We start from the raw sequence: 26,089 nt of genomic DNA, 5'->3' as shown, positions 1-26,089 counted from the left end.
AAATCGGGAAAAAACCGCCCTCACAACACGTTCGGCGCGAAGAAGGATGAGCGCTAAGAAGGATGAGGACGTCTAGTTGGACTGGCAGATCTTCCACTGGTCGTCGCGGAACTGCAGGTCCAGGCTGCGGGTGGAGCGGGTCTGCGGGTCGTAGGCCATGAACGTGGTGATGTTGGCCTCGGCGTGCTGACCGTTGACGACGACCTGGTCGATGCTGGCGATCACCGGGTACTGCTTGGCCGCCGAAACCCGCTGATAGGTCTCTGACCAGGCTTTCTCGTCGTACTCCACATACCCGTCGCGGGTGGTGCCGCAGGTGATGGTGCGCAGGGCGGTCAGGTCGCCGCGCTGCACCGCGATGTCGAAGTTCTGGATGGTCTGCTTCACCTGGTCCTCTTGCGAGGCCTTCGCGTGCTTGCTGCGGGTGAGCAGGACGGTGCCGAAGATGGCGATGGCCACCAGGGCCAGGACGATGACGACGACCGCCAGCACCCAGCCCCAGTTGCGTTGCTTGGCACCCGGCTTGCCGCCGCTGCGCGCCGGAATCGATTGCGGAACAGCGGTCTTCGGCGGCAACGGCGGGGGCGGCGGCGCCGGTGTGCTGCCCGCGGCGGGACGGGTCTGGAAAGCTTCGGTGGCCGCGTCCTGGGAAGTGGCGATCACCTGGGTTTCCTTGGCGTCGAAACCGGGGGCCGTGAAGCGCCGCTCGGGCTGGCCGTCCGGCAGGGTCGCCTCGGAGCTCTCGTCCGGGTTGCGGGTGGCGATGGCCTGGGTCTCGGAGTCCGAGTCGCCGGCGATCAGGTGGTGGGCTTCGGTCGGCTCGGCGTCGGGGTCACGCTCAGCGTCCGTTTTGCCGCTGGATTTTGTGCCGTCGCGGTCTGGCTCGGGTGCGTTGGGCATGCGTGCAGCTTAACCGAGCCGCATTGGCAGAATGGGCGCCATGACGCGCTCCGGTGACCTCCTGGGACCTGATCCGATTCTGCTGCCCGGCGACAGCGAGGCCGAGGCCGAGCTGCTCGCCGGCGAGCAGCCGGGGATCGTCGCCGCCGCTCATCCGTCGGCGTCGGTGGCGTGGGCCGCACTGGCCGAAGAGGCGCTGGCCGAAGACAGGGCGATCACCGCGTACGCCTATGCCCGGACCGGTTACCACCGGGGCCTGGACCAGCTCCGTCGCAACGGCTGGAAGGGTTTCGGCCCGGTGCCCTACGCACACGAGCCCAACCGTGGATTCCTGCGGTGTGTGGCGTCGCTGGCCCGTGCCGCGGACGCCATCGGGGAGACCGACGAGTACAACCGCTGCCTGGACCTGCTCGACGACTGCGACCCGGCGGCCCGCCAGGCCCTCGGGTTCTAGAACGTCTCCTCGCAGTGGCCGTCCGGGCAGTCGATCTGGACGGTGGCGTGGTCGAGGCCACGGGCTGACAGCAGCGCCCGTGCGTCGCTGAGCACCTGCGCCGAGTCGGCGGTGCTGGTCAGGTGCGCGGTCATCATGTCTTTGCCGGGTGAGAGCGTCCAGACGTGCAGGTCGTGCACGTCGGTCACGCCGTCCAGTCCGCCCAGGGCCGAACGCAGTTCGTCGACGTCGATGTGCGCCGGTGAGGACTCCGACAGGATCCGCAGAGCGGCCCGGGCCAGGGCGATGGCCCTGGGCAACACCCACAGCGCCACCAGCACCGCCACCACCACGTCGGCGTACGGCCAGTGCGTCGTCACGGTGACCACGCCGGCGATCAACACCCCGATGCTGCCGACCGTGTCGGCGACCACCTCCATGTAGGCGCCCTTGACCGCCAGGCTCGCCTCGGAGTGTGACCGCAACAGCATCGCCACTGCGAAGTTGGCGGCCACACCTGCCAGGGCCACCACGATCATCGGCAGGCCGGGCACCGACGGCTTGCTGCCGAGCCGCTCGATCGCCTCGAAGAGGATGAACACCGCAACACCCACCAGCAGCACGGCGTTGGCCACCGCGGTGAACACCTCGGCGCGATGCCAGCCGTAGGTGCGTGCCGCGGACGAGCTGCCGCGTCGGGCCAGGATGACGGCTACCAGCCCCATGAACACCGCGACGACGTCGGTGAGCATGTGGCCCGCGTCGGCCAGCAGGGCGATCGAGTTGATCAGCAACGCGGTGGTCAGTTCGATGACGAAGAAGGTCGCCAGGATGCCCGCGGCGGCGATCATCCGCGGGATCATGCGCTGCGAATCGGCCTCGGCGGGGGTGTGACTGTGTCCGGCGCCCATGGTCCAGCAATATATGCGTAAACACGCATATATGGCAAGGCCGTGTTGTGCCGCGACGGCAGGGCTCAGCCCAGAGAGCTCCAGAACCGGGTCAGCGCACCACCGGCCATCGACAGCCGCGGCGGCACCCCGGACAGTTCGAAGAGCCAGTAGACGACTTCGAAAAACCACCGGTTCAGGCCGGGGGCCAGCAGCACGACCAGCAGGATGAACAGACCGAACTGCTTGGCCGGTGCGACCGCACGCTGGGTCTGCGGGCTCAGGTGCGGCTCCACGGCGTCATAGCCGTCCAGGCCCGGCACCGGCAGCAGGTTCAGCACCACCGCGGTGACCTGCAAGAAGCCCAGAAACGCCAGTCCCGCCGCGAGCACCAGGTGCGCTGGGTCGTAGAAGATCCGGGTGGCGCTCAGCAGCAGCACCGCCAGGACCAGGTTCATCGCCGGCCCGGCCAGGCTCACCAGCGTGCGTCGCCCGGGCTTCATGAACGAGGTTTGCAGGTAGACCGCGGCACCGGGCAGGCCGATCCCGCCGAGCGCGATGAACACGATCGGCAGCACCAGCGACAGCCCAAGGTGGCTGTAGCGGCGCGGATCCAAGTTCAGGTAACCGCGTACCGCCGCGTCGTGGTCGCCGAAGCGCCAGGCGGTGTAGGCATGTCCGAATTCGTGCAGGCACAGCGACACCAGCCAGCCGGCGATGACGAAGATGAACACTCCGGCGTAGGCCAGCGGCCGCACCACCGATCCGGCCGACCAGGCCAGCGCCGCACCGACGCCCGTCAATCCGACCAGGCCGAGGAAGATCGGGCTGGGTCGCATCCCTGGGAAACTACTGCAACTACCGAACCAGCAGCCAACCCTCGACATGGCGGTAGAACGCCGAGCGGCGCACCGCTCGCGGCGCCGGGACCCCGTCGCGCACCAGCGCGGCGCCCGTCGTGCCCAGCTGGGCGGCGCGCCCGCTGACCCAGCGGGCCCACCTCCCGGTGACGGCGGCCCGCAGGCCCGGCAGCGCCGGCGTCGGCTCGATCCACACCCCGGCCACGTCGCCGTCGAACAGCACGGTGTCGTCGACCACGGCCTCACCCCGGATCGCTACCGCACCGTCGCTCGGCACCCACTCGGCCCGCCCGACCAGCACCGTCCCGGTCTCGTCCCGAATCAGGGGCACCCGGCCCGCGCTACCGCGCAACGCGCGCGCGACTGCCCGGCGCCCGGCCGGCAACCGGTAGATCCGGGTGGCGCGGGTGCGCCGTCGCGGCACGTAGGCCACCTCGACATCGAGCCGCTCGGCGCGCAGCAGCCGCGTCAGCATGGCCGCCAGATCGGCATCGGAACCCACCACAATCAGGCGGCGGCAGCCGCCGATCTCACCGCTTTCCTGCACCGGGAGACCCCGCAACCCACGCGGCAGGAGACCGGCGTCAGCCACCGATACCGCAACACCCGGCGCGTTCTGACCCGCATTCATGACACTCCTCGGGAACCGCTCGGTAGGGTAGGTCACCGGCTGGACCACAATAAGCGGCCCAACCTGCCAGACGAGTTGGGAGCACGTCATGCCGGCAATCGTCCTCATCGGCGCCCAGTGGGGTGACGAGGGCAAAGGTAAAGCAACTGATCTGCTCGGTGGACGAGTGCAGTGGGTGGTGCGCTACCAGGGCGGTAACAACGCCGGGCACACTGTGGTGTTGCCGACCGGCGAGAACTTCGCCCTGCACCTGATCCCGTCGGGGGTACTCACTCCCGGCGTCACCAACGTCATCGGAAACGGTGTCGTGATCGACCCGGGGGTGCTGCTCGACGAGCTCAGGGGCTTGGAAGAGCGCGGCGTCGACACCTCGAAGCTGCTGATCTCCGCCGACGCGCACCTGCTGATGCCCTACCACGTGGCCATCGACAAGGTCACGGAGCGCTACATGGGCAGCAAGAAGATCGGCACCACCGGGCGCGGCATCGGTCCGTGCTACCAGGACAAGATCGCGCGCATGGGCATCCGGGCCGCCGACGTGCTGGACCACGCGCAGCTGCAGCACAAGATCGAGGCCGCCCTGGAACTGAAGAACCAGATCCTGGTCAAGATCTACAACCGCAAAGCCCTCGAGCCCGATCAGGTCCTCGAAGCGGTGCTGCATCAGGCCGAGGGGTTCCAGCACCGGATCGCCGACACCCGGCTGCTGCTGAACAACGCCCTGGACGCGGGGGAGACGGTGCTGCTGGAAGGTTCGCAAGGCACGCTGCTGGACGTCGACCACGGCACGTACCCGTACGTGACGTCGTCGAACCCGACGGCCGGGGGCGCGGCAGTGGGCTCGGGCATCGGACCGACCCGGATCGGCACGGTGCTGGGCATCCTGAAGGCCTACACCACCCGCGTGGGTTCCGGCCCGTTCCCGACCGAGCTATTCGACGAGAACGGCGAGTACCTGTCCAAGACCGGCGGCGAATTCGGTGTCACCACCGGCCGCCGACGCCGTTGCGGCTGGTTCGACGCCGTCATCGCCCGCTACGCCACCCGCGTCAACGGCATCACCGACTACTTCCTGACCAAGCTCGACGTGCTGTCCAGCCTGGAGACGGTGCCGGTCTGCGTCGGTTATGAGATCGACGGCAAGCGCACGCCGGAGATGCCGATGACCCAGAGCGACCTGTGCCGCGCCACGCCGGTCTACGAGGAGCTGCCCGGGTGGTGGGAAGACATCTCCGCCGCGCGCGAGTTCGAAGACCTGCCCGCGAAGGCCCGCGACTACGTATTGCGGCTGGAAGAGCTTGCCGGAGCTCATGTTTCGTGCATTGGAGTGGGCCCGGGCCGGGATCAGACCATCGTGCGGCGCGACATCCTGGCGGCCCCCGCGTGACGCACTACACGTCGCTCGGCGAGCAGGGTGATCCCTTCGACGAAGATCCCGAATACGAACACCACGGCGGCTTTCCGGAATACGGGCCCGCCAGTCCCGGGCCGGGGTTCGGCAAGTTCGTGGCGACCATGCGCAGGCTGCAGGACCTGGCCGTGTCCGCCGACCCGGGTGACGACGTATGGGACGAGGCGGCCGAGCGTGCCGTCGCCCTGATGGAATTGCTGCAGCCGTTCGAGGCCGACGCGGGCAAGTCTCCGGCCGGGCGCACCCCCGACCTGCCGGGCATGGGCAGCCTGCTGCTGCCGCCCTGGAAGCTCACCCGCTACGCGCCGGACGGTGTGGAGATGATTGGGCATTTCACCCGGTTCCACGTCGGCGGCAACTGGGCGGTGCACGGGGGCGTGTTGCCGCTGCTGTTCGACCACACCTTCGGCATGGTCTCGCACGCCGCGGGACGGCCGATCAGCCGAACGGCTTTCCTGCATGTCGACTATCGCAAGGTGACGCCCATCGACGTTCCGCTGACCATCCGCGGGCGGGTGACCCGGATCGAGGGCCGCAAAGCGTTCGTGTCGGCGGAACTGGTCCAGATCTCGGACGGGGCCGCGGAGACGGTATTGGCCGAGGGTAACGGCCTGATGGTGCGATTGCTGCCCGGCCAGCCTTAACCCTGGTTGGGATTCGGCGGCACCACGATGATCGTCGCGCCCGGAATAGCCGCCAGCGTCGCCGCCAGATTGGCGACCACGCCCGGCGGCAGTCCCTGCGGCAATCCGGGAAACTGCGCTGCGGCCGCCGCGGCGGGGATGGCGGGGGTGTTGGCCGCCGGCCTGGTGGCGGCACTCCCGGGGGACCCGCCGGCAGCCGGTGCGGCCTGCGCCGGTGTCGCCGACGATCCGGCCCGAGCCGCCAGGCCCGCCACGCTGGTTCCTGCCAGACCTGCGGCCGCCATGCCCGTGTAGCCGCCGTCGTCGGCCGCGGCCACGTACATCGGGGTGCCGCTCGGGAACATCGCCGCGACCTGCCGCGCCGCCGGCGCCATGAACCAGCTCTGCGGCACCGACAGGCCGTTGAGGTTCGCGGAACTTCCGGAAAGGGCGGCGGCTTCGGCCCCCAGCGGCGCCGCCGCGAACCGCTCCGGAGAAAAAGCAGGCTCTGCGGTGGCGGTATAAGCCTCGTTCCCGAGGCCTTCTTCCGCCAGCTCGTTGCCCTGTTCGAGCTCCTCTTCTTCGATCTGGTCGCTGCGGACCTCTTCGCTGTACTGCCCCAGTGCGACGACCAGACTGGCACCCGCGAGGCCCGCGGTGGTCAGGACCAGCAGGTCGAGGTCCTGGAACGGGTTCGGCAGCGGGATCACGGGTGCGGCCGGTGCCGCCGCGGCGGCGGCTACGGGCTGCGTCAGGGCCGCGGTGCCGACGGGCTGCGTCAGGGCCGCGGCCGCGTCCACCTCCTCGACCACCGCGCCCTCGCTGGTGGTCACCGGCGGCAGGGTGAACGGCGCGAACTGGGAGGCGGCCTCCGAATTGCCGGCGTAGCCGTCCATCGCGACGACGTCCTGGGCCCACATCTCGCCGTAGTCCGCTTCGGCGCTCGCGATGGCGGGAGTGTTCTGCCCGAAGATGTTGGTCCGGGCCAGCGAGACGGTGGCGCTGCGGTTGGCCGCGATGGCTCCCGGCGGCACGATGGCCGCGTATGCCGCCTCGTAGGCGTTGGCGGCGCTGAGGGCCTGCGCCGCCGCATGCTCGGCTTGAGCTGCGGTCCCGCGCATCCACGCCACGTAGGGGGCCGCCGCCGCTGCCATCGTCAGCGACGAGGGACCCAGCCACTCCTGACTGGTGAGGCCGGCGAGTACCGAGGCGTAGGACTCGGCCGTCGAGTTCAGTTCCTCGGCAAGCCGTTCCCACGCCAGCGCCGCCTTCATCAATGGCGCCGACCCGGGGCCGGCATACATCCGGGCCGAATTGATTTCAGGAGGTAGCGCGCCGAATTGCATAGTCAGCACGCGCTACACCTCGTTCCTGAACAGGGCAGGGCGGCAGCACTCATCATCTCCGGCGGGGTCGTTACGACTGACATGCACACTCCTCTCCCCGAAACAGTTAATCGTTCACGCACAGTTACACACAAATTCAGGAAATGAGTCCCGGCGCGGCCTTCCCCGCGCCGCCGCACCTATCCTTGAGTGCGTGACTGACGGCGTGACCGAAGAACAACAGGGCACGACGACGTGGGCCGTCGACGAACCCGCCGAGGCCGAGTCCGAAACCGAAGTTGAAGCCGAAGCCGGCCCGCGGGTGATGCTGCTCGGGTCCGACGAGTCCGGGCAGGAGCTGGCGGTGGCCCTGCAGCGGCTGGGCTCCGAAGTGATCACCGCGGACGCCGATACCTTGACCGACGCCGAAGAGCTGACGGCTGTCGTGGCGGCACTGCAGCCGGACTTCGTGGTGACACTTCCGGGCGCCTTCCAGGGTCCGGCCGGGGCCGCCGCCGCGGTGGCAGTCCTCGACGATCTCGAAGCCCAGGAGTCCGCCGAATTGGTGCCGGGCGCCCGCGCCGTGCGGTTGACAGCAGACCAGGAGGGTCTGCGCCGGCTCGCCGCCGACGAGCTGGGCCTGCCCACCGCGCCGTTCTGGTTCGTCGACTCACTCGCCGAGCTCGAGGCGGTTGCCGCGCACGCCGGATATCCGCTGCTGGTGAAGGCCGTCGACGGGTCTGGCCGATCGGTGGTCCGGGGCGCCGAGGAAGTGGCGAAGGCATGGGAACTGGCCAGCCCGGGCGGTCGGGTGTGGGCCGAGACCGTAGTGGACGTCGAGTTTTTGGTCACGCTGATCGTGGTGCGCACCGAGGGCCCGTCCGGGCCGGTCATCGAGTTCTGCGCACCCATCGGTCACCACAGCGACGAGAACGGCGCGCTGGAATCGTGGCAGCCGCAGCACATGACCACCGCCGCCGTGGACGCGGCGAAGTCGATCGCCGCCCGCATCGTCAAGTCGCTGGGCGGACGCGGCGTCTTCAGCGTCGAACTGATGATCAACGGCGACGAGGTGTACTTCGCTGAGGTGACTGCCGGTCCGAGTGACAGTGCCTGGGTGACACTGCGTAGCCAGCGACTTTCCATCTTCGAGCTGCAGGCAAGGGCGGTTCTGGGAGTTGCTGTGGACACCATGATGGTCTCGCCCGGCGCCGCCCGGCTGATCGATCACGGGCCGCTGACGCCCGGCGTGGCGCCCAGCGGCGACGTGCTGGCCGCCGCCCTGGCGGTGCCCGAGAGCGACCTGCGAGTGTTCGGTTCGGTGACCGACGATCAACCTGCCTTGCAACCTGCCTCAGTGCCGGACAAGTGGGGCGTCACGCTGGCCACCGCGCCGGAGGTGACGGCCGCTCGCGATCGCGCCCGCGACGTGGCGAACCGCTTGGATGTGCGAGACTCACGCGGGTGAGTTACGCAGGAGACATCACGCCGCTGCAGGCGTGGAAATTGCTCAGCGACAATCCTCAGGCTGTGCTGGTGGATGTGCGCACCGACGCCGAGTGGCGCTTCGTCGGGGTTCCCGATCTGTCGAGTCTGGGCCGCGACGTGGTCTACGTCGAGTGGAACAAATCCAACGGTCAGCACAACAACAACTTCCTGGCCGAACTGCAGGACAAGATCCCGTCCGCCGGCGAGGGCGAACGCCCCGTGGTGTTCCTGTGTCGCTCGGGCAACCGTTCCATCGGGGCGGCCGAAGTTGCGACCGAGGCCGGTTTCACACCGTCCTATAACGTGCTGGACGGGTTCGAAGGTCAGCTCGACGCGCACGGCCACCGCGGTGAGACGGGCTGGCGCGCGGTCGGCCTGCCCTGGAAACAAGGTTAGTAACAGGGCTAGTAACAGGGTTAGCAACAGGGCTAGTAACAGGGTTAATCAGCGGCATGAAAGAACTCCCCGACGGCGTGAGCCAAGAGACCATCGGTGTGCGCGGCGGACTGACGCGCTCCGGGTTCGAAGAGACTTCCGAGGCGATCTTCCTGTCGTCCGGCTATGTCTATCCCTCCGCCGAGGTCGCCGAGCAGTCGTTCACCGGCGAGGTGGAGCACTACGTCTACTCCCGCTACGGCAACCCGACCGTGACGATGTTTCAGGAACGGCTGCGCCTGATCGAGGGTGCGCCGGCTGCGTTCGCGACGGCCAGCGGCATGGCCGCGGTGTTTGTCTCCCTCGGCGCGCTGCTGGGCGCCGGCGACCGACTGGTGGCGGCGCGCAGTCTGTTCGGCTCCTGCTTCGTGGTGTGCAACGAGATTCTGCCCCGGTGGGGTGTGGAGACCGTTTTCGTCGACGGCGACGACCTCGCCCAGTGGGAACAGGCGCTGTCGAAGCCAACCCAGGCAGTGTTCTTCGAGACGCCGTCCAATCCCATGCAGTCGCTCGTCGACATCGCGGCGGTCACTGAGCTGGCGCATGCTGCGGGTGCAAAAGTGGTGCTGGACAACGTTTTCGCGACGCCCCTGCTGCAGCAGGGTTTCCCGCTCGGGGTCGACGTGGTGGTGTATTCGGGCACTAAGCACATCGACGGTCAGGGCCGGGTGCTCGGCGGCGCCATTCTCGGCGACAAGGAGTACATCGACGGTCCGGTGCAGAAGCTGATGCGCCACACCGGTCCGGCGATGAGCGCATTCAATTCCTGGGTGATGCTCAAAGGCCTTGAAACACTTGCGGTTCGCGTCGAGTACAGCAACGCTTCGGCGCAGCGCATCGCGGAGTTCCTGCAAGGCCACCCCGCCGTGAACTGGGTGCGTTACCCCTTCCTGCCGTCGCACCCGCAGTACGACCTGGCCAAGCGTCAAATGTCCGGCGGTGGAACGGTTGTCACGTTCGAGCTGGCGGCCGCCAAAGACGCCGCGAAGCAGCGTGCGTTCGAGGTGCTGAACAAGTTGCGGCTGATCGATATCAGCAACAATCTCGGCGACACGAAATCGCTTGTCACACATCCGGCTACGACGACGCACCGCGCGATGGGGCCGGATGGCCGCGCCGCCATCGGGCTCGGTGACGGCGTGGTCCGCATCTCGGTCGGCCTGGAAGGCACCGACGATCTGATCGCCGATATCGACCAGGCCCTGAGTTAGCCGGCTGCCCGCTGTTCGGCGGCTTCCGCGCGTTCGGCGGCGGCCAGCGTGCCTTCTTCCGCGTACTCCTTCACCCAGTTCACCGCGACTCGCGCGTAGATCATCTGACTGGTGATGGCCATCTGGCCGCGGGTGCGGCCCAAAAAGGCCAGGCCCCAGGAGAACATGGCGGCAATGCGGTTGCGGTGGCCGACCAGGTAGGCCAGGTGCAGCCCTAGCCAGGCCAGCCAGGCGAAGAATCCCGCGAACTCCACTTTGCCGATCTGCGTGACGGCGTTGTAGTGGGAGATCAGCGCCATACTGCCCTTGTTGAAGTACTGGAACGGCTCTCGCGCGGCCGGGTCGTCCTTGCCCTTGACGACGTTCTTGATGATGCCGGTAGCGTACTTCGCGCCCTGGATCGCGCCCTGGGCCATTCCGGGTACTCCGGGCACCGACATCAGATCGCCCACGACGAAGACGTTCGGGTGCCCCTTGACGGTGAGGTCGGGCTCCACGACAACCCTTCCGGCACGGTCGGTTTCGGTCCCGTCGGACTGTTCGGCGATCATCTTGCCCAGCGAGCTGGCCTGCACGCCGGCCGCCCACACCTTGCAGGCGCATTCGATGCGGCGTTCGGTGCCGTCCTTCTCCTTGACCGTGATGCCCTTGTAGTCGACCGCGGTCACCATCGCGTTCAGCTGGACGTCGACGTCCATCTTCTCCAGCTTGTGCTGTGCCTTGAGGCCCAGCTTCGGACCCATCGGCGGCAACACGGCGGGTGCGGCGTCGAGCAGAATGACCCGGCACTCACTGGGTGTGATGGTGCGGAACGCTCCGGCCAGGGTGCGTTCGGCGAGCTGGACGATCTCACCGGCGAGTTCGACGCCGGTGGGTCCGGCCCCGACCACGACGAACGTCAGCCGGCGCTCGCGTTCGGCGGGGTCGGTGGCGACTTCGGCGGCTTCGAAAGCGCCGAGGATGCGGCCGCGCAGTTCCAGCGCGTCGTCGATGGTCTTCATGCCCGGGGCGAAGGTGGCGAAGTGGTCGTTGCCGAAGTAGGACTGCTGAGCGCCGGCGGCCACGATCAGGCTGTCGTAGTGCGTGACCGTCTCCATGTTGATCAGCTTCGACGTGACGGTCTGGGATGCGAGGTCGATCCCGCTCACCTCACCCAGGATCACCCGCACATTCTTCTGCTTGCGCAGGATCAGCCGGGTGGTCGGCGCGATGTCGCCTTCGGACAAGATGCCGGTCGCCACCTGGTATAGCAGCGGCTGGAACAGGTGGGTGGTCGTCTTCGAGATGAGCGTGATGTCGACGTTGGCCCGCTTGAGCGACTTGGCCGCATTCAGGCCGCCGAAGCCGCTTCCGATGATGACGACGTGATGGCGTTTCTCGGCAGTCGAGGCTTCGGCGGGTGGGGGCGTCATGGTCCTCCTTCAGTCGGGTCACTGCAGCGCATCTACCGTACGACTCAACCAGCCGAAAGTCGCCCGACATCTGCAGATCGACGTAGCGTTTAGCGGGCGCCCCGCGCGTGAACACCCTCGAGGCGTGACCCCCGAGAAAGAAGGAGATTCTCAATGAAGTTGTCAAGCCGCCGCAGCGCTAGGTGCGGTGGGTTGATATGGCTTGTGGTCGCGCAGCATTGCCCACAGGACGTTGAGGCGTCGTCGGGCAAGGGCAAGCACGGCTTGGGTGTGGCGTTTTCCCTCGGCGCGTTTGCGGTTGTAGTAAGTCCGCGATGCCGGGTCGGTGCGGATGGCGATGTGGGCAGCCAGGTAGCAGGCCCGCAGCAGACGTCGGTTGTAGCGGCGGGGGCGTTTGAGGTTGCCGCTGATGCGTCCGGAGTCGCGCGGGACTGGGGCCAGCCCCGCGACGCCGGCCAGGCGGTCGGGGTTAGCAAAAGCGCTCATGTCCCCGCCGGTGGCGGCCAGGAACTCGGCACCAAGGGTGACGCCGAAGCCGGGCAAACTCAGGATGATTTCGGCGTGGCGGTGGCGGCGAAATCGCTCCTCGATCATCGCTTCGGTGTCGCCGATTTCGGTGTCGAGGGCCATCACCTCCTCGGCCAGCCGGGCCACCAAGGCCGCGGCCACTTGCTGTCCGGGTACGACGGTGCGTTGGGCGTTAGCCGCCTCCATAGCGGCAGCGGCAATGGCATCGGCGTTGCGGGCCTTGCGCTTACGCAGCCAGAGCGCGAGCCGGGCGGCACCGGCGCGACGCAGCCCGTCGGGTGTTTGATACCCAGTGAGCAGGGTCAGCGCGGCCTTGCTGGCGCTGTAGTCGAAGGCACGCTCGAGGGCAGGGAAATATTCGAGCAGCTGGGCGCGCAACCGGTTGAGCGCCCGGGTGCGATCGGCCACCAAATCGGTGCGCCTGGCCGTGAGGATCCGCAAGTCCACAGCGATGTCGTCCCCGGCTCGCAGCGGTTGCAGGTCGCGGCGCATCCGCGCCTGATCGGCGATCACGGCGGCGTCTTTAGCGTCGGTTTTCCCTTCCCCGCGGTAACCGCCCGAGGCATGGTGCACGGTGCGCCCCGGAATATAGAGCAGCCGTTGCTCGGCGGCGATCAGCAAGGTGATCAGCAATGCCGCCCCACCGGCATTCAAATCGATCGCCCAGGTCAGCTCACCACCATCAGCCAGCGTCTGGACCGCGCCGATCAGATCCAGCAGCGCGGATTCGTCATTGGCCACCCGCCGCGACAGCAGCCGCTTCCCGTCGGCATCGATGACCACGCAATAGTGGTCCGATTTCCCACCATCAACCCCAGCCCACAACGGTTGTGCCACAACCACCTCCCTGCTCGCTATCGGTCCGACCAACCCAGCAGACGACCACGCCGTCACGTCCTTACACAGCGATCAAATCGCATCTCTCAATTAGCGGTCGAGTCGTCGCGGGACAACAGGCGGCCAATCTCCTTCGGCCATCAACGATGGCGACCACATGAAAGCCATACCCGCTGCCCCTGGGCGATTCGAAGCCTACGGCCGACGGCAACGAACACCCTGCAAGAAAGGTAAGGAATCTTCATGGCACTCGACGACGACGACATCACCACCTCTGGCGGCGGCGGCGAAGGTACGGCCGACGGCGGCTCCAACCCCGAAGGCCACGACGGCGGAGCCGACGGCACCGCGAGCGAAAGCTCGGGGGGCGAAGGTACCGCCGACGGTGGCTCCAACCCCGAAGGCCACGATGGTGGAGCCGACGGGACTGCGTGACCGCCGCTAGATGTTGAATCGCTGCATCGGCACCGATGCTGGGTTGTTCGCAACCCAGCATTGGGGCCGTAGGCCGCTGCTCAGCCGCGCCGACTCGCTGCCCCGCGACTTCAGTGATCTGCTGTCGCCGTCCGCGGTCGACGAGCTGATCAGCCGGCGTGGGGTACGCACGCCATTTCTGCGCATGGCCAAAACCGGCGACGTACTGGCCCGGGACTGCTACACCGGCCCGGCCGGCTTCGGCGCCGAGATGCCCGATCAGGTGGATTCGGCCAAGGTGCTGGCCGAGTTCGCCGCCGGCGCGACGATCGTCCTGCAGGGACTACACCGGTTGTGGCCGCCCATGATCGACTTCGTCCGGTCCATGGTCGACGACCTGGGCCATCCCGTGCAGGCCAACGCCTACGTGACCCCGCCGGGCAGCCGCGGGTTCGACCCGCACTACGACGTGCATGACGTGTTCATCCTGCAAGCGGCGGGCGAGAAACACTGGACCGTCCACGCGCCCGTGCATGAGCACCCACTACCGTCGCAACCGTGGACACAGCATCGCAAGGCCATTGCCGCACGCGTTGATGACGAGCCGGTCATCGACACCGTGCTGTCAGCCGGCGATGCGCTGTACCTGCCCCGTGGTTGGGTGCACTCCGCCCGTTCGCAGGAGGCCACGTCGATCCATCTGACCATCGGGGTGTCCGCGATGACGAACCTCGACGTGGTGCGTGCGGTGGTGGACACTCTCGCCTCCGATGTCGAGTTCAGAAGCCCGCTGGCGATGGGCATCGATGCGACGAACCGTGACGAAATGGCCGCCACCGCAAGCAAGATCATGGCCCGGCTGGTCGGCGTCATGCGTGATCGGGCCGATAATCTCAGCGACGCCGCGGCCGCGCGGCTGTCCGACCGGCACGCCGAGAGCACCAGACCCGCCCCGGTCCAGGTGCTTGCCTCCCTGGACGCGGCCGAACGCGCCGGCGCGACAGCCGTTCGATGGCGCCACGGACTGATCGGCACCCGGCAGATCCAAGACGGCCGGGTAGTCCTGCGATTGCCGGACCGGACCATGACGTTCCCCGACTCGTGCGCGCCCGCGATCGAGGCGCTGCACCGCGGGCTCGTCGCAGACGCCGACACCCTGCCCGGCCTGGATCGCGCCGACTCGACGGTGCTGATCCGCCGGTTGCTGCGCGAGGCAGTGGTGGTGCCGGTCGGACCAGAGCAGGGATGAACGCGCCGCGGCGCACTCCGTGCAGCGATCAATCTCTGATCCGGGATGACCCGCTGTATGGCACCGCATCGGCCGGTCATTCCTGGGCGATGCTCGAATTGTGTGGCGGCTGGGGACAATCGGCGTTCCTGAACTCACCGTCGATCATCGACCGCGAACTCGGGCGCGCGATTTGTCGCCGGATCGAGGCGGCACGGATGCGTGTCACCGCGATACGTCGCCCCGGGCGTCGTCCCGCGACACCGCGGTGGCGATGGTTCATCGCTCACTGTGACGAGGGCAGCGAGGCGCTGTACCACGGCGAGGTCGACGGGCCCCGTGACTATCTGGACATCGCGCTGGACGGCTCTGACGGTGAGCGGGTGGCCGGGCCGCTGGTCGCGGTGTGTGCGCATGGCAAGCACGACCAGTGCTGCGCGGTGCGGGGCCGCTCAGCGGCGGCCGCCATCGCAGCGCAGTATCCCGAATTCGTCTGGGAATGCTCGCATTTGGGCGGTGACCGATTCGCGGCGACGATGCTGGTACTGCCCGAGGGACTGTGCTACGGACGGGTCGATTCCACCGACGCCGCCGGCCTGGTGCGGTTGTATCTCGACGGGCGACTGGACCACCGGTACCTGCGAGGGCGTACCTGCCTGCCGCATGCCGTCCAGGCTGCCCAGCACTTCGCTCGTGAAGCGCTGGGGGACAACAGGATCAGCATCCTGTCCCCGCTCAGCGTTGAGCACCGGCCGGACGGCATTCACGTGGTGCTCGCGGCCGAACCGGGTCCCGTGGAGGTCGTCCTGGTCGAGCGGATGTCCGAGCCGCTGTTCTCCATGTGTCGCGCGTCAGTTGCCGGTCCGGTGCGCACGTATGCGTTGGCTTCGGTGACGTCGTCCTGAGCCGTTGGGGCAAGCGGGGTTTCGGCCCGCGAACTGCGCCCCTATCAGTCCCCGCCGCGGTTATCCACAAGATGCAGCCCTGCCAGAAAGTTTGAGTCAGTAGATTCTGCTACTATCGAACACGTGTTCGAATCATCCAGTGGCGGCGCTCCCTCCGGGGAGACACCGGGTCCCCGGTCGCCGACGGTGGGGGAGTGGGCGGTGTGGGATGCCCGCTGGCGCGAGTCGGTGGTGCGTCGTCAGGTGTTGGCCGTGGCGACTGAGGAGTCGGTGGGCTGGATGGCGCGGATCGGTGCCGCGGCGCGCTGGGTCAATCAGGGTGCGGCCGCGGAGTTGGTGGCGATTGGGGAGTTGTTCGCCTACCGGTTGGCCCGGGGTGGGGAGCGGGAGGACTGGGCGATCGACACGATGAAGGCGGTGGCTGGGGAGGTGGCCGCGGGGTTGAAGATCAGTCAGGCCCGGGCGGAGACCAAGGTGCGCTATGCCCGGGCGATGCGTGAGCGGCTACCGCAGGTGGGCGCGGTGTTGTGTGCCGGGGATATCGATCTGGAGGCGTTCTCGACGATTGTGTTCCGTACCGATCTGATCGAGGACCCGCAGGTGCTGGCGGCGGTGGACGCCGCGATCGCCGCGCGGGTGACGCGCTGGCCGTCGTTGAGCCGGGGGCGGCTGGCTAAGAAGGTCGATGCGATCGTGGCCCGCGCCGATGTGGATGCGCTGCGCCGCCGCAAAGAAGCGCAGGCTGATCGGGAGGTGTGGATCGGTCCGCCGGCCGACGGGATCTGCCCGATCGAGGGCCGGTTGCGCAGCACCGACGCCCGGGCCGTGGAGGCGCGGCTGACGGTGTTGGCGGCCACGGTGTGCCCGCATGATCCGCGCACCGCCGCCCAGCGCCGCGCTGATGCGTTGGGGGCGCTGGCCGCTGCGGCGACCCGGCTGGGCTGTGAATGCGGCCGCCCCGATTGCACCGCCGCCGCCAGCAAGCCCGCCGGCCCGGTGGTGATCCAGGTGATCGCCGAACAAGCCACCCTCAACGGGCACGCCGACAACCCCGCCTACCTACTGGGCGGGCAGGACCTCATCACCCCTGAACTGCTGGCCGAGTTGGCGCTGACCGCCAACCAGGTGCCGTTGATCCATCCCGGCTACGCCGCCCCTGAACCCCACTACACCCCCTCGCAGGGATTGACCGATTTCGTGCGGGCCCGGGATCTGACGTGCCGCTGGCCCGGCTGCGAGGTACCGGCCACCGGCTGCGACCTGGATCACACCATCCCCTACGCCCAGGGTGGGCCCACCCATGCCGGCAACCTCAAGTGCTACTGCCGCGCGCACCATTTGATGAAAACGTTCTGGGGCTGGACCGAGCAGCAACTCGCCGACGGCACCCTGATCCTGACCTCCCCGGGCGGGGACACCCACGTCACCACCCCCGGTAGCGCGCTGCTGTTTCCCAGCCTGTGCCACGCCGTGGGCGGCATGCCCGCCCCCGAAGCCCACACCACCCCACCGGCCGACGACTGCGCCGAACGCACCGCGATGATGCCCACCCGCCGCCGCACCCGCACCCAAGACCGCGCCGCCCGCGTCGCCGCCGAACGCCGCGCCAACCGCCAGGCCCGCATCACCGCCACCGGCCCACCCGACGACGAACCCCCACCGTTCTAGGTGGGCCAGGCGCTCGCGTTGCTCCGGAAGTTCGCATTCGGAGGATTGCAGAAGTCCGAGTTGGTTCCGGCCAGCAGGACGAAATAACCCTCGCCCTTGTGGGTGAAACTGTATGGCGGGTAACTCCATCCGCTGTTGCACATCGAGGTCGGCGTGCCCATCGTCGCCCGGCGCCAGCTGGACTTCGCACATGCCGTGAGCGCATCGACATCCGAAACGCCGCTCTTGGGGATCACCAGCATCCCGCCGCCCCACTGCCCGTCGGCCCGCCGATAGGCGCGCGCTCCGAAGCCGGCTCCGTTCGTTTGGCAACCCAGTGCCCGTTGCAGGGGCTGGAAAACGGTCGCGAGGTCACGGTTCGTCAGGCCGGCGGCGGCATTGATGAACTGCGCCGCATCGGACCCGTCGACCTCCTGCACGTTGGGGTCGTGGAAGGTGAACAGCTGCTGCGAGATTGCACTCGCGTTACCACCGCCGCCGATGACGGGTCCGCTGCCGGTCGAAGTCATCGGCGGCAGCCCGCCGGCGGGGTCGGCGGCTGCCGTCGGCGCAAGCCCCAGCCACAACGCGGCGATCAGGGCAAGGCGTGCAACAACTCTCATCGGCTACCTCCCGGGTGGCATGGGTGGGGCGTCGTTGGGCGCCAGCTCGGCGCCGATCTTGCGGAACAGGATGTCGGCCTGATTGGTGTAGTTGCCCTGTTCGTCGAATGCTTCGGGCGCGTAGGTGACCGCGACGGCGATCGCCACCTTCTGCGACGGCAGGTACGCCTCCACGGCGGCCTCGCCGGCGAACATGGGGTTCTGCAACAACCAGTTGCCGGAGATCACGATCCCGAGACCATAGGTGTATCCATCACTTTGATCGAAGCACGTAGGGCAACCCGGCTGGGGTCGCGTCTTGCCGCGCAGCTCTGTCGACACCATCTTCTTGTACGACTCGGCAGACAGCAACCGGCCCGACCCGACGCCCGCCGCGCTGGCCTCCATGTCGTAGATGTTGGTGGTCTGGATCGCGCCGTGGGTGATGGTCCAGGACGGGTTCCAGAACGTCGACTCCTCGTAGAACGGCACACCCGCCGGAATCTTCAGAGATTCCCGCCGCTCGGAGCTGAACGCGTGCAGGACCGGATCCGGAATGGCGGGAGTATCCGAGTTGGCAGTCTCCGTAAGGCCCAGCGGGGCAAGCACTTTGGACTGTAACAGCGACGGCATGTCGTGACCGGTCGCCTTTTCCAGCGCCATCCCCAGCAGCACGTAGTTGGTGTGCGAGTAGTTCCAGTTGGTTCCCGGCTCGTAGAGCAGTGGCCGCGAAGAGATCTGCGCAAGAATGTCCGCAGTGGTCCACTGCCGGAACGGATTCGCGTAGAGAGCGTTGTTGAAGGCGTTGTTGCCGATCACATAGTCGGGATAGCCCGAGGTCATTTGCGCCAGCTGGCCCAGCGTGACACGGTCGGCGTGCGGGAAGTCGGGCAGCCACTTGGACAACTTGTCCTCCAGGCTCACCTTCATCTCGTCAACCAGTTTCAACAGCAACGTCGCCACATACGAAATCGCCACTGCACCATTGCGAAAGTGCATGTTCGCACCGGCAGGCACCCCGGTGATCGACTCACCGGCGGCACCCGTCACCACCTCCCGGCCGTTGGCCGTCACCCGCACGATCACCGCGCGCAGGTGCGCCTGCCCCATGAAGTCGCGGACAATCCGCATCACCGCATCGGCCTTGGCCGCGGTAGCCCCCGGCGGTGCCGGGGGCACGACGCGGGGCACCGCGCACCCGGCCAGCAACACCAGGGCGGCGGCGACCCCGAGGCGTCGCATCAGTCGCATCAGCGGAAGGCGCTGATGCCGGTGATCGCCTGGCCGAGGACCAGTTGATGCATTTCGGGGGTGCCCTCATACGTCAGCACCGATTCCAGGTTGACCATGTGCCGGATCACCGGGTACTCCAGTGATATCCCGTTGCCGCCCAATATGGTTCGTGCGGTGCGGCAGATCTCGATCGCCTCCCGGGTGTTGTTGAGCTTGCCGAAGCTCACCTGGTCGGGCCGCAGGCCGACGCTGTCCTTGAGCCGGCCCAGGTGCAGCGACAACAACTGGCCTTTATGCAGTTCGACCGCCATGTCGACCAACTTGGCCTGGGTCAGCTGGAACGCCGCGATCGGGCGACCGAACTGGGTGCGCTCGGTCGCGTACTCCAGTGCGGACTGCCAGGCTGAACGCGCCGCGCCCATGGACCCCCAGACGATGCCGTAACGCGCCTCCGACAGGCACTCCAGTGGCCCTTTGAGTCCCACTACGCCGGGCAACATCGCCTCGTCGGGCAACCGGACGTCGTCGAGCACCAACTCACTGGTGATCGACGCGCGCAGCGACAGCTTGTGGTGAATGGTATTGGCGGAGAACCCCGGTGTGTCGGTCGGGACGATGAACCCGCGGACCCCCTCGTCGGTGGCGGCCCACACCACCGCAACGTCGGCGATCGAGCCGTTGGTGATCCACATCTTGCGCCCGTTGAGTACCCAGTCCGAACCGTCGCGCTTCGCGCGTGTTTTCATCGCCGCCGGGTCTGACCCCGCATCGGGCTCGGTCAATCCGAAGCACCCGATCAGCTCACCGGCCGCCATACCGGGCAGCCACTGCTGCTTCTGTTCCTCCGAGCCGTTGTTCCAGATCGCGAACATCGCCAGCGACCCCTGCACCGACACCAGCGACCGGACCCCGGAGTCGGCGGCCTCCAGCTCCAGACAGGCCAGGCCGTAGTGCACCGCGGAGGCGCCGCCGCAACCGTAGCCCTCCAGGTGCATGCCCAGCAGTCCCAGCTCGCCGAACTGCTTGGCCAGTTCGCGGGCCACTGGCAGGTCGCCGTCCTCGAACCACTGACCGACGTGAGGGATCACTTGTTCTGCGCAGAACGCCCGCACCGTGTCACGCACGGCGATCTCGTCACTGGACAGCGAGGCGTCCAGACCCAGCGGGTCAAAGGCGTCGAAAGCGGGGGGCTTCCGGTCATGGGTATCGGTGCTCATGGTTCAATCCTGCCCCCGCCCGGTAGTCTCGCTGCATGCAACCGCGGCGGGGGCTGGCGTGGCTCGGTATGGACGTGGCGGCCGTGCTCGTTTTCTGTGCTCTCGGGCGCCGCAGCCATGACGAAGGCGTCAATGTCGGGGGGCTGGCGACCACGGCCTGGCCGTTTCTGAGTGGGACGGCCCTGGGCTGGCTGCTGTCCCGCGGGTGGCGCCGGCCGACGGCGGTGGCGCCCACCGGGGTGATCGTCTGGATCTCGACGGTGGTGGTTGGCATGCTGCTGCGTAAAGCCAGCTCAGCCAGTGTCGCGGGGGCTTTCGTGGTGGTCGCCTCGACAGTGACCGCCGTGTTCCTGCTCGGCTGGCGGGCCATCGTTCTACTCGCCGCACGGCGTCGCTCGGACGGCTGAGCCGGGCTAGATGGTACGCACCGACGGCGATAGCTGGGACCCGGCGACCGGTGTCGGGATGACGGCGACGTTCGGTGCGGTCGCCCGGGCGGTGGGAACCAACAAGGGCCTGATCAACGATCCGTTCGCCGAGGCGCTGGTGCGCGCCGCGGGGGTCGAGTACTTCATCCGGTTGATCGAGGACGAGCAATACGCCACCGACGGCGGCGGCGACCCCGTCATGTACGGGATGCTCAACATCCTTGCCCTGCACGGCCGGTTCCTCGACGAGTATCTGACCAGGGCCGCGCGGGCGGGAATCCGGCAAGCGGTCAATCTGGGCTGCGGGCTGGACACCAGGGCATACCGCTTGTGGTAGCCGCCTGGGACCACGGTGTACGAGTGTGACCAGCCGGGAGTGATGGATTTCAAGGCGCAGGTGCTGCGGGACCTGGGTGGCAAGCTGACCGCGCATCGCTGCGCGGTGGGAGTGGACTTGCGCGACGATTGGCTGACGGCGCTGCAGCGGGTCGGATTCGACCCCGGCCAACCGACGGTCTGGATTGCCGAGAACCTGTTGATCGGATACCTGCCGCCGGATGCGCAGGATCGGCTGCTGCATCAGGTCAGCGCGTCCAGCGCGGCCGGCAGCTGGTTTGCCGCCGACCACATGCCCTGGACCGACGTGCAGCTGCAGGAGGGCCGCGCGTTCATCGAGGGTTGGCGCCAGGAGGGCCTGGACATCGACCTGGGCAAACTGACCTACTCCGCCGAATTCGGTTCTCTCCCAGAGAACCTCGAGGCGCACGGGTGGCAGACCAGCGAACGCACGTTGATCGAGTTGTTGTCCACCGCCGGCCTGGCGGGGCGCCGGCGGGTCAGCCGGCACGATCTGGCGATCACCCCCCGCTACGTCACCGCGACGCTGGCCGGCCGGTGACCGGGCTGCGCTTCGTACCGGCCAGCCTGGACGATCCGCTCGCCCAGCCGCTGTTGGCCGAGCTGGCCGACGAGTACGCGCAGCGGTACGGCGCGGATCCGCAACGGATCGCCGAATGGCTTGTGGACGGCCCGGAAAGCGAGTTCTCACCTCCACACGGCGGGATGCTGATCGGCCTGGTTGACGGGCAACCGGTGACCGGGGGCGCCTTCTGCCGGTTCGACGCCGAGACCGCGGAACTCAAAAGGGTCTGGACGCACCACGATCACCGCCGCCGCGGTTACGCCCGGGCACTGCTGGCCGCGCTGGAATCGGAGATCGCCTCGCGCGGTTACACCAGGGTGTACCTCATCACCGGCGACCGTCAGCCTGAGGCCGAGGAGCTGTACGAAGCGACCGGGTACACGCGGTTGTCCGAGCCGCTGCCGTCGCACGGTCCGGTGTTTCCCATCGCATTCCTGAAGGTGCTCGCATGACGTTTCATCTCGGCGTCGCGCTGGACGGCTACGGCTGGCACACGCAGGCCTGGGCGCTGACGAGCGAAACCCGCTCGGTGCTCAGCGGCGGATACTGGGCCGATCTCGCGGTCACCGCCGAACGCGGCCTGCTCGACTTCCTCACCATCGACGACTCGCTCATGCCGCAGCCCGGTCGCCGCGAGCGCATCGACCCGCAACGGCTGGCCGGGCGTGCGGACGCCGTGCTGACCGCCGCGCGCGTCGCGCCCGCCACCCGGCACATCGGGCTGATCCCGGTGGCGACCGTCACCCACACCGAGCCGTTTCACGTCTCCAAAGCCATTGCGACCCTTGACTATGTCTCGCACGGACGGGCCGGCTGGCAGCCGCGGGTCAGCGTCACCACGCACGAGGCGGCGCTGTTCGGCAGGCGGACCGTGCGGCCGGAGGACCTGTTCCCCGAAGCCCGGGACTATGTCGAGGTGGTGCGCAGGTTGTGGGACAGCTGGGAGGACGACGCGGTGATCCGCGACGTCGCCGGCGGCCGCTACATCGATCGGGACAAGCTGCACTACATCGATTTCGCCGGGCCGTTCTTCTCGGTCAAGGGACCGTCGATCACGCCCCGGCCCCCGCAGGGCCAGCCGGTGATCGCCGTCCTCGCCCATGCCACACCCGTTTACGAATTCGCGGCCGATGCCGCCGACGTCGTCTTCGTCACGCCCACTGACACGTCGCTGCAAAGCCTCGTGACGGAAGTCCGCGACGTCGGAGAGCGACTGAAAATCTTTGCCGACATTGTGGTTTCGTTCCACGGCGAAACCGACTTCCGGTCCGACACACTGGTCTGGGGCGGCACCGCGGCAGAATTGGCGGACATGGTGACGGGCTGGCGGGACGAGGGCGTGGACGGGGTCCGGCTCCGTCCCGCCGTGCACGCCACCGACCTCCCGGTGATCGTGGACGAGGTGGTGCCCCGCTTGCAGCGCGCCGGCGTATTTCGCACCGAGTACCGCGACGGCGAGACGCTGCGCGAGCGACTCGGGCTGCCGGTGGCGGTCAACCGGTATTCGGCGGTGCGCCCATGATTCCGTTGTCGATCCTTGACCTGGCGCCGATCAGCTCCGGCAGCACCGTGACCGCCGCTCTGCACAACACCATCGACCTGGCGCAGCACGCCGAGCGGTGGGGCTACCGGCGCTACTGGATCGCCGAACATCACTTCGTCGGAGTCGCCAGCTCGTCGCCCGCCGTGCTGATCGGTCAAATCGCGGCCGCCACCAACAAGATCCGGGTCGGAGCGGCAGCGGTGCAACTGGGCTACACGACCGCCGTCGCGGTCGTCGAGAACTTCGGCATGCTCGAGGCCTTCTACCCGGGGCGCATCGACCTCGGCGTCGGGCGGTCCGGGCAGCGTCGTTCCCAGGAAAGCGCACCGAAGAAGCCACGCGAGCCACGGCCACCGCGCGTCTGGCATGAAGTCGACGGTGTGGTGATTCCGACACCGTTCGACCTGCGGGGGATGCTCGATCTCGAACGGCTGGCGGCCACCATGAAGATCCTGCAGCAGCCCGAGGCGATATCCCCGGACTTCGCCGAGCAGGTGGACGACATTTTGGCCCTGCTGGACGGCAGCTACCGGGTCGACGGATTCGACGTGCATGCGGTGCCGGGTGAGGGAAGCTCGTTGCGGCCGTGGATATTCGGCAGCACCAGGGGGCAGAGCGCCCGGGTCGCCGGCGCACTGGGACTGCCGTTCGTGGCGAGCTATCACATCACGCCGGCCACTGCGCTGGAAGCCATCGAGGCCTACCGCGACACCTTCGTGCCGTCGCCGGCGCTGACGGAGCCGTACGTGGTGGTGTCGGCGGACGTCGTTGTGGCCGACGACACCGAGACCGCGCAACGCCTGGCCGCCGGCTACGGCCAGTGGGTCTATTCGATCCGGACCGGCGTGGGTGCCATGCCCTACCCGGCGCCGGAGGATTGCGGGCCACTCACCGACGAGCAGTACGAGCTGGTAAAGGACCGTCTCGCAACACGATTCGTCGGTAACCCGGACGAGGTGGCCGAACGGTTGCAGGCGCTGGCACGGGTCACCGGGGCCGATGAGCTCGTCGTCACCTCCGTCACCCACCGCCACGAGGACCGGCTGCGGTCGCACGAGCTGATCGCCGGTAGCTGGGCATGACCCCATGACCCGCAAGCCGATTCATCTCGCGGCCCACTTCCCGGGCGTCAACAACACCACGGTGTGGAGCGACCCGACCGCGGGCAGCCAGATCGAGTTCGAATCGTTCGTGCACCTGGCTCGCACGGCCGAACGCGGATTGTTCGACTTCTTCTTTCTGGCCGAAGGATTGCGGCTGCGCGAGCACCGCGGCCGAATCCACGACCTGGACGTGGTGGGGCGTCCGGACACCTTCACCGTGCTGGCGGCGCTGGCCGGTGTGACCGACCGCATCGGCCTCACCGGCACCATCAACACCACCTTCAACGAACCCTTCGAAGTGGCAAGGCAATTCGCGACGCTTGATCACCTGTCGGACGGCCGTGCCGGCTGGAACATCGTCACCTCGTCGGATGCCTTCACCGGTGCGAACTTTCGCCGGGGTGGCTACCTCGCGCACGCCGAACGCTATCGGCGCGCCGAGGAGTTCGTCACCGTGGCCCGCAAGTTCTGGGACAGCTGGGCGCCCGATGCCGTGGTGCGCAAGGACGGTGTCTACGTCGACCCCGCGGGAATCCGCCGCGTCGACTACACCGGTTCGCAGTTCGACGTGACGGGTTTCGCCACGCTGCCGGCCGGCCCGCAGGGCCATCCGATCCTGCTGCAGGCGGGCGATTCCGACGAGGGCCGCTCGTTCGGCGCCCGGTATGCCGACGCCCTGTTCACCCTGCACGGTTCCCTCGAAGACGGCCGGCGCTACTACGCCGACGTCAAGGGGCGGGCCCGGGCGTTCGGCCGGGATCCCGATCAGCTCAAGGTCTTTCCGGCGGCCACTTTCGTCATCGGGGACACCACCGAGGAAGCCCGGGACAGGGCTCGCCACATCCGCCGCCAGCAGGTCAGCGGGGCGACCGCCATCGGCATGCTCGAACAGGTATGGGGCCGCGAGCTTTCCGGCTATGACCCGGACGGTCCGCTGCCCGACGTCGAGCCGGTTGTCGACAGCGATATCACCCAGGGGCGGGTGCGCCACGGCGACCCGGTCGCGGTGGCGCGGCGCTGGCGGGAGCGGGCCCAGGCGGAGAACCTGTCGATCCGCGAGCTGGTGATCGCCTTGACCAGCCGAGAGCAGTTCGTCGGCACCCCCGCCCACATCGCCGACGAGATCGACCGCTACGTGCAAGCCGACGCCTGCGACGGCTTCATCCTGGTGCCGCACCTGACACCGCACGGCCTCGACGAGTTCGTCGACCGGGTGGTTCCGTTGCTGCAGGAGCGGGGCGCGTTCCGGCGCGAGTATCCAGGTGCGACGCTGCGGGAAAACCTGGGGCTGAGCCGGCCGTAGCCGACCCGCGCGGCGTGCGTTGCCGCGCAGAGCATTCCGAGCCCGAAAAATAGTGCATACAGCAATAGTTGCGTCAGGATATTATTTTCTCACCAGCGTGAGCGGTGAGGAGGTGATGGGAATGACGTACGAGTTGCTGTTTCAGGATGACGAATTCGTCTGCGGTGCAATCATGTTCGCGACCGGCGAGCTGGGCGAGTGACCGCTCGCCCTGCTCAGGGGCACATGAAGGAGATCGGTGGGCAGACAAAGGTGCCCGCCGGAAGTGGCCCCTCGGCCCATACCCCTCCGGATACCTGGTGCACTTCGTGGCAGGTGTTCATGTCCCAGCCTGCCGCCAAGTCCCGGATCTGCGACCACACGGGATCTCCTGGGCACCAGGTGCCGTGACCGACAGGGTCGTACCTCAGATCCGCGTGTGCGGTCGCGGCACCCGGCCCCAGGGCGGTGAGCCCCAGAGTGGCGATTGCGCCGAACCCAGTGATCAGAACGCCGGTGAGAGTCCGCTTCACCGTGTTGGCCATGATGTGTCCCTCTCTGTGTGCGCGCCAGCGTAGGCG

26 protein-coding genes and 1 pseudogene are annotated in these 26,089 nt (G+C 67.8%); 16 read left to right on the top strand and 11 right to left on the bottom strand.

The features are described from left to right. Positions 1 to 72: 72 nt before the first annotated feature. On the bottom strand, positions 73 to 900 hold the full coding sequence (locus tag QXH22_RS10285; RefSeq protein ID WP_306242795.1) for a hypothetical protein: 828 nt from the start codon (positions 898 to 900) through the stop codon (positions 73 to 75). A 40-nt stretch (positions 901 to 940) separates the two neighbouring features. Here QXH22_RS10285 and QXH22_RS10280 point away from each other — a divergent pair, with 40 nt between their 5' ends. Beyond that, positions 941 to 1,354 carry a DUF3151 domain-containing protein gene (locus QXH22_RS10280; protein ID WP_306275497.1) on the top strand — a complete coding sequence of 138 codons (414 nt, stop codon included), beginning with the start codon at positions 941 to 943 and terminating at the stop codon, positions 1,352 to 1,354. Here the strand turns inward: QXH22_RS10280 and QXH22_RS10275 are convergent. The 3 genes from QXH22_RS10275 to QXH22_RS10265 form a co-directional block, all read right to left on the bottom strand. Beyond that, complete coding sequence (locus QXH22_RS10275) at positions 1,351 to 2,244, bottom strand: cation diffusion facilitator family transporter (RefSeq protein WP_306275496.1); 894 nt, start codon at positions 2,242 to 2,244, stop codon at positions 1,351 to 1,353. The genes QXH22_RS10280 and QXH22_RS10275 overlap by 4 nt on opposite strands. A 65-nt stretch (positions 2,245 to 2,309) precedes the next feature. Then, complete coding sequence (locus QXH22_RS10270; RefSeq protein WP_306275495.1) at positions 2,310 to 3,062, bottom strand: site-2 protease family protein; 753 nt, start codon at positions 3,060 to 3,062, stop codon at positions 2,310 to 2,312. A gap of 19 nt (positions 3,063 to 3,081) precedes the next feature. After that, positions 3,082 to 3,714, bottom strand: coding sequence for a peptidase M50 (locus tag QXH22_RS10265; RefSeq protein ID WP_306275494.1), 633 nt, complete (start codon positions 3,712 to 3,714; stop codon positions 3,082 to 3,084). Between the two features lie 88 nt (positions 3,715 to 3,802). Between QXH22_RS10265 and QXH22_RS10260 the strand changes: the two genes are divergently transcribed. Next, positions 3,803 to 5,101 carry an adenylosuccinate synthase gene (locus QXH22_RS10260; RefSeq protein WP_306275493.1) on the top strand — a complete coding sequence of 433 codons (1,299 nt, stop codon included), beginning with the start codon at positions 3,803 to 3,805 and terminating at the stop codon, positions 5,099 to 5,101. Further along, the gene (locus QXH22_RS10255) at positions 5,098 to 5,769 is read left to right on the top strand and encodes a PaaI family thioesterase (RefSeq protein ID WP_306275492.1); all 672 of its coding nucleotides are present in this window, start codon (positions 5,098 to 5,100) and stop codon (positions 5,767 to 5,769) included. Before QXH22_RS10260 ends, QXH22_RS10255 begins: the two co-directional genes overlap by 4 nt. On the opposite strand, the gene QXH22_RS10250 is transcribed toward QXH22_RS10255, so the two are convergent. After that, on the bottom strand, positions 5,766 to 7,094 hold the full coding sequence (locus tag QXH22_RS10250) for a PPE family protein (protein WP_306276008.1): 1,329 nt from the start codon (positions 7,092 to 7,094) through the stop codon (positions 5,766 to 5,768). The genes QXH22_RS10255 and QXH22_RS10250 overlap by 4 nt on opposite strands. A gap of 193 nt (positions 7,095 to 7,287) precedes the next feature. Here QXH22_RS10250 and purT point away from each other — a divergent pair, with 193 nt between their 5' ends. Genes purT through QXH22_RS10235 form a run of 3 tightly spaced genes read left to right on the top strand, consistent with a single transcriptional unit; the run spans position 7,288 to position 10,207 of the window. Continuing rightward, a complete protein-coding gene (purT, locus tag QXH22_RS10245; RefSeq protein WP_306242781.1) occupies positions 7,288 to 8,541 on the top strand; it encodes a formate-dependent phosphoribosylglycinamide formyltransferase in 1,254 nt (417 codons plus the stop codon). Continuing rightward, positions 8,538 to 8,957, top strand: coding sequence for a rhodanese-like domain-containing protein (locus tag QXH22_RS10240; RefSeq protein WP_306242779.1), 420 nt, complete (start codon positions 8,538 to 8,540; stop codon positions 8,955 to 8,957). Before purT ends, QXH22_RS10240 begins: the two co-directional genes overlap by 4 nt. A gap of 56 nt (positions 8,958 to 9,013) precedes the next feature. Next, positions 9,014 to 10,207 carry an O-succinylhomoserine sulfhydrylase gene (locus tag QXH22_RS10235; protein WP_306275491.1) on the top strand — a complete coding sequence of 398 codons (1,194 nt, stop codon included), beginning with the start codon at positions 9,014 to 9,016 and terminating at the stop codon, positions 10,205 to 10,207. Here QXH22_RS10235 and QXH22_RS10230 read toward each other — a convergent pair. Together QXH22_RS10230 and QXH22_RS10225 are read right to left on the bottom strand one after the other, a co-directional pair. After that, complete coding sequence (locus QXH22_RS10230) at positions 10,204 to 11,619, bottom strand: NAD(P)/FAD-dependent oxidoreductase (RefSeq protein WP_306242777.1); 1,416 nt, start codon at positions 11,617 to 11,619, stop codon at positions 10,204 to 10,206. The two genes, QXH22_RS10235 and QXH22_RS10230, sit on opposite strands and share 4 nt — an antisense overlap. A gap of 162 nt (positions 11,620 to 11,781) precedes the next feature. Then, entirely contained in the window at positions 11,782 to 12,990 is a 1,209-nt protein-coding gene (locus QXH22_RS10225) for an IS110 family transposase (RefSeq protein WP_371934179.1), read from the bottom strand. A 237-nt stretch (positions 12,991 to 13,227) separates the two neighbouring features. On the opposite strand from QXH22_RS10225, the gene QXH22_RS10220 reads away from it, so the two are divergent. From QXH22_RS10220 to QXH22_RS10205, 4 genes are all read left to right on the top strand, one after another. Further along, the gene (locus QXH22_RS10220; RefSeq protein ID WP_306242776.1) at positions 13,228 to 13,419 is read left to right on the top strand and encodes a hypothetical protein; all 192 of its coding nucleotides are present in this window, start codon (positions 13,228 to 13,230) and stop codon (positions 13,417 to 13,419) included. 10 nt (positions 13,420 to 13,429) lie between these two features. After that, positions 13,430 to 14,647: a cupin domain-containing protein gene (locus QXH22_RS10215; protein ID WP_306275490.1), complete on the top strand. Its 1,218-nt coding sequence runs from the start codon at positions 13,430 to 13,432 to the stop codon at positions 14,645 to 14,647. Beyond that, the gene (locus QXH22_RS10210) at positions 14,644 to 15,531 is read left to right on the top strand and encodes a sucrase ferredoxin (protein WP_306275489.1); all 888 of its coding nucleotides are present in this window, start codon (positions 14,644 to 14,646) and stop codon (positions 15,529 to 15,531) included. The genes QXH22_RS10215 and QXH22_RS10210 overlap by 4 nt, the downstream gene beginning before the upstream one ends. 201 nt (positions 15,532 to 15,732) lie before the next feature. Then, the gene (locus tag QXH22_RS10205) at positions 15,733 to 17,199 is read left to right on the top strand and encodes an HNH endonuclease signature motif containing protein (RefSeq protein ID WP_371934216.1); all 1,467 of its coding nucleotides are present in this window, start codon (positions 15,733 to 15,735) and stop codon (positions 17,197 to 17,199) included. On the opposite strand, the gene QXH22_RS10200 is transcribed toward QXH22_RS10205, so the two are convergent. Genes QXH22_RS10200 through QXH22_RS10190 form a run of 3 tightly spaced genes read right to left on the bottom strand, consistent with a single transcriptional unit; the run spans position 17,196 to position 20,230 of the window. Further along, positions 17,196 to 17,801 (bottom strand): hypothetical protein, encoded by a 606-nt coding sequence (locus QXH22_RS10200; protein WP_306242772.1) that lies wholly within the window; start codon positions 17,799 to 17,801, stop codon positions 17,196 to 17,198. The genes QXH22_RS10205 and QXH22_RS10200 overlap by 4 nt on opposite strands. Positions 17,802 to 17,804: 3 nt before the next feature. Further along, complete coding sequence (locus QXH22_RS10195; RefSeq protein WP_306275488.1) at positions 17,805 to 19,031, bottom strand: serine hydrolase domain-containing protein; 1,227 nt, start codon at positions 19,029 to 19,031, stop codon at positions 17,805 to 17,807. Further along, entirely contained in the window at positions 19,031 to 20,230 is a 1,200-nt protein-coding gene (locus tag QXH22_RS10190) for an acyl-CoA dehydrogenase (protein WP_306275487.1), read from the bottom strand. The genes QXH22_RS10195 and QXH22_RS10190 overlap by 1 nt, the downstream gene beginning before the upstream one ends. Before the next feature lie 35 nt (positions 20,231 to 20,265). Between QXH22_RS10190 and QXH22_RS10185 the strand changes: the two genes are divergently transcribed. The 6 genes and pseudogenes from QXH22_RS10185 to QXH22_RS10160 all read left to right on the top strand — a co-directional run bounded on the left by QXH22_RS10185 (position 20,266) and on the right by QXH22_RS10160 (position 25,529). After that, positions 20,266 to 20,637: a DUF3054 domain-containing protein gene (locus QXH22_RS10185; protein WP_306242769.1), complete on the top strand. Its 372-nt coding sequence runs from the start codon at positions 20,266 to 20,268 to the stop codon at positions 20,635 to 20,637. Positions 20,638 to 20,647: 10 nt separating this feature from the next. After that, positions 20,648 to 21,556: pseudogene (locus tag QXH22_RS10180) on the top strand (SAM-dependent methyltransferase). After that, entirely contained in the window at positions 21,553 to 22,032 is a 480-nt protein-coding gene (locus QXH22_RS10175) for a GNAT family N-acetyltransferase (RefSeq protein ID WP_306242767.1), read from the top strand. Before QXH22_RS10180 ends, QXH22_RS10175 begins: the two are co-directional and overlap by 4 nt. After that, positions 22,029 to 23,102, top strand: a complete 1,074-nt coding sequence (locus tag QXH22_RS10170) for an LLM class flavin-dependent oxidoreductase (RefSeq protein ID WP_306242766.1) — start codon at positions 22,029 to 22,031, stop codon at positions 23,100 to 23,102. Before QXH22_RS10175 ends, QXH22_RS10170 begins: the two co-directional genes overlap by 4 nt. Continuing rightward, positions 23,099 to 24,205: an LLM class flavin-dependent oxidoreductase gene (locus QXH22_RS10165; RefSeq protein WP_306242765.1), complete on the top strand. Its 1,107-nt coding sequence runs from the start codon at positions 23,099 to 23,101 to the stop codon at positions 24,203 to 24,205. The genes QXH22_RS10170 and QXH22_RS10165 overlap by 4 nt, the downstream gene beginning before the upstream one ends. A gap of 4 nt (positions 24,206 to 24,209) precedes the next feature. Then, positions 24,210 to 25,529, top strand: coding sequence for an NtaA/DmoA family FMN-dependent monooxygenase (locus QXH22_RS10160; protein ID WP_306275486.1), 1,320 nt, complete (start codon positions 24,210 to 24,212; stop codon positions 25,527 to 25,529). Positions 25,530 to 25,744: 215 nt separating this feature from the next. Here the strand turns inward: QXH22_RS10160 and QXH22_RS10155 are convergent, their stop codons facing one another. Beyond that, the gene (locus QXH22_RS10155) at positions 25,745 to 26,053 is read right to left on the bottom strand and encodes a hypothetical protein (protein WP_306275485.1); all 309 of its coding nucleotides are present in this window, start codon (positions 26,051 to 26,053) and stop codon (positions 25,745 to 25,747) included. Positions 26,054 to 26,089 lie beyond the last annotated feature (36 nt).

It is taken from the genome of Mycobacterium sp. TY814 (assembly GCF_030755175.1).
Classification (GTDB): domain Bacteria; phylum Actinomycetota; class Actinomycetes; order Mycobacteriales; family Mycobacteriaceae; genus Mycobacterium.
Note: the sequence above shows the minus strand (reverse complement) of the source record. Positions and strands in the feature narration are given on the sequence as shown.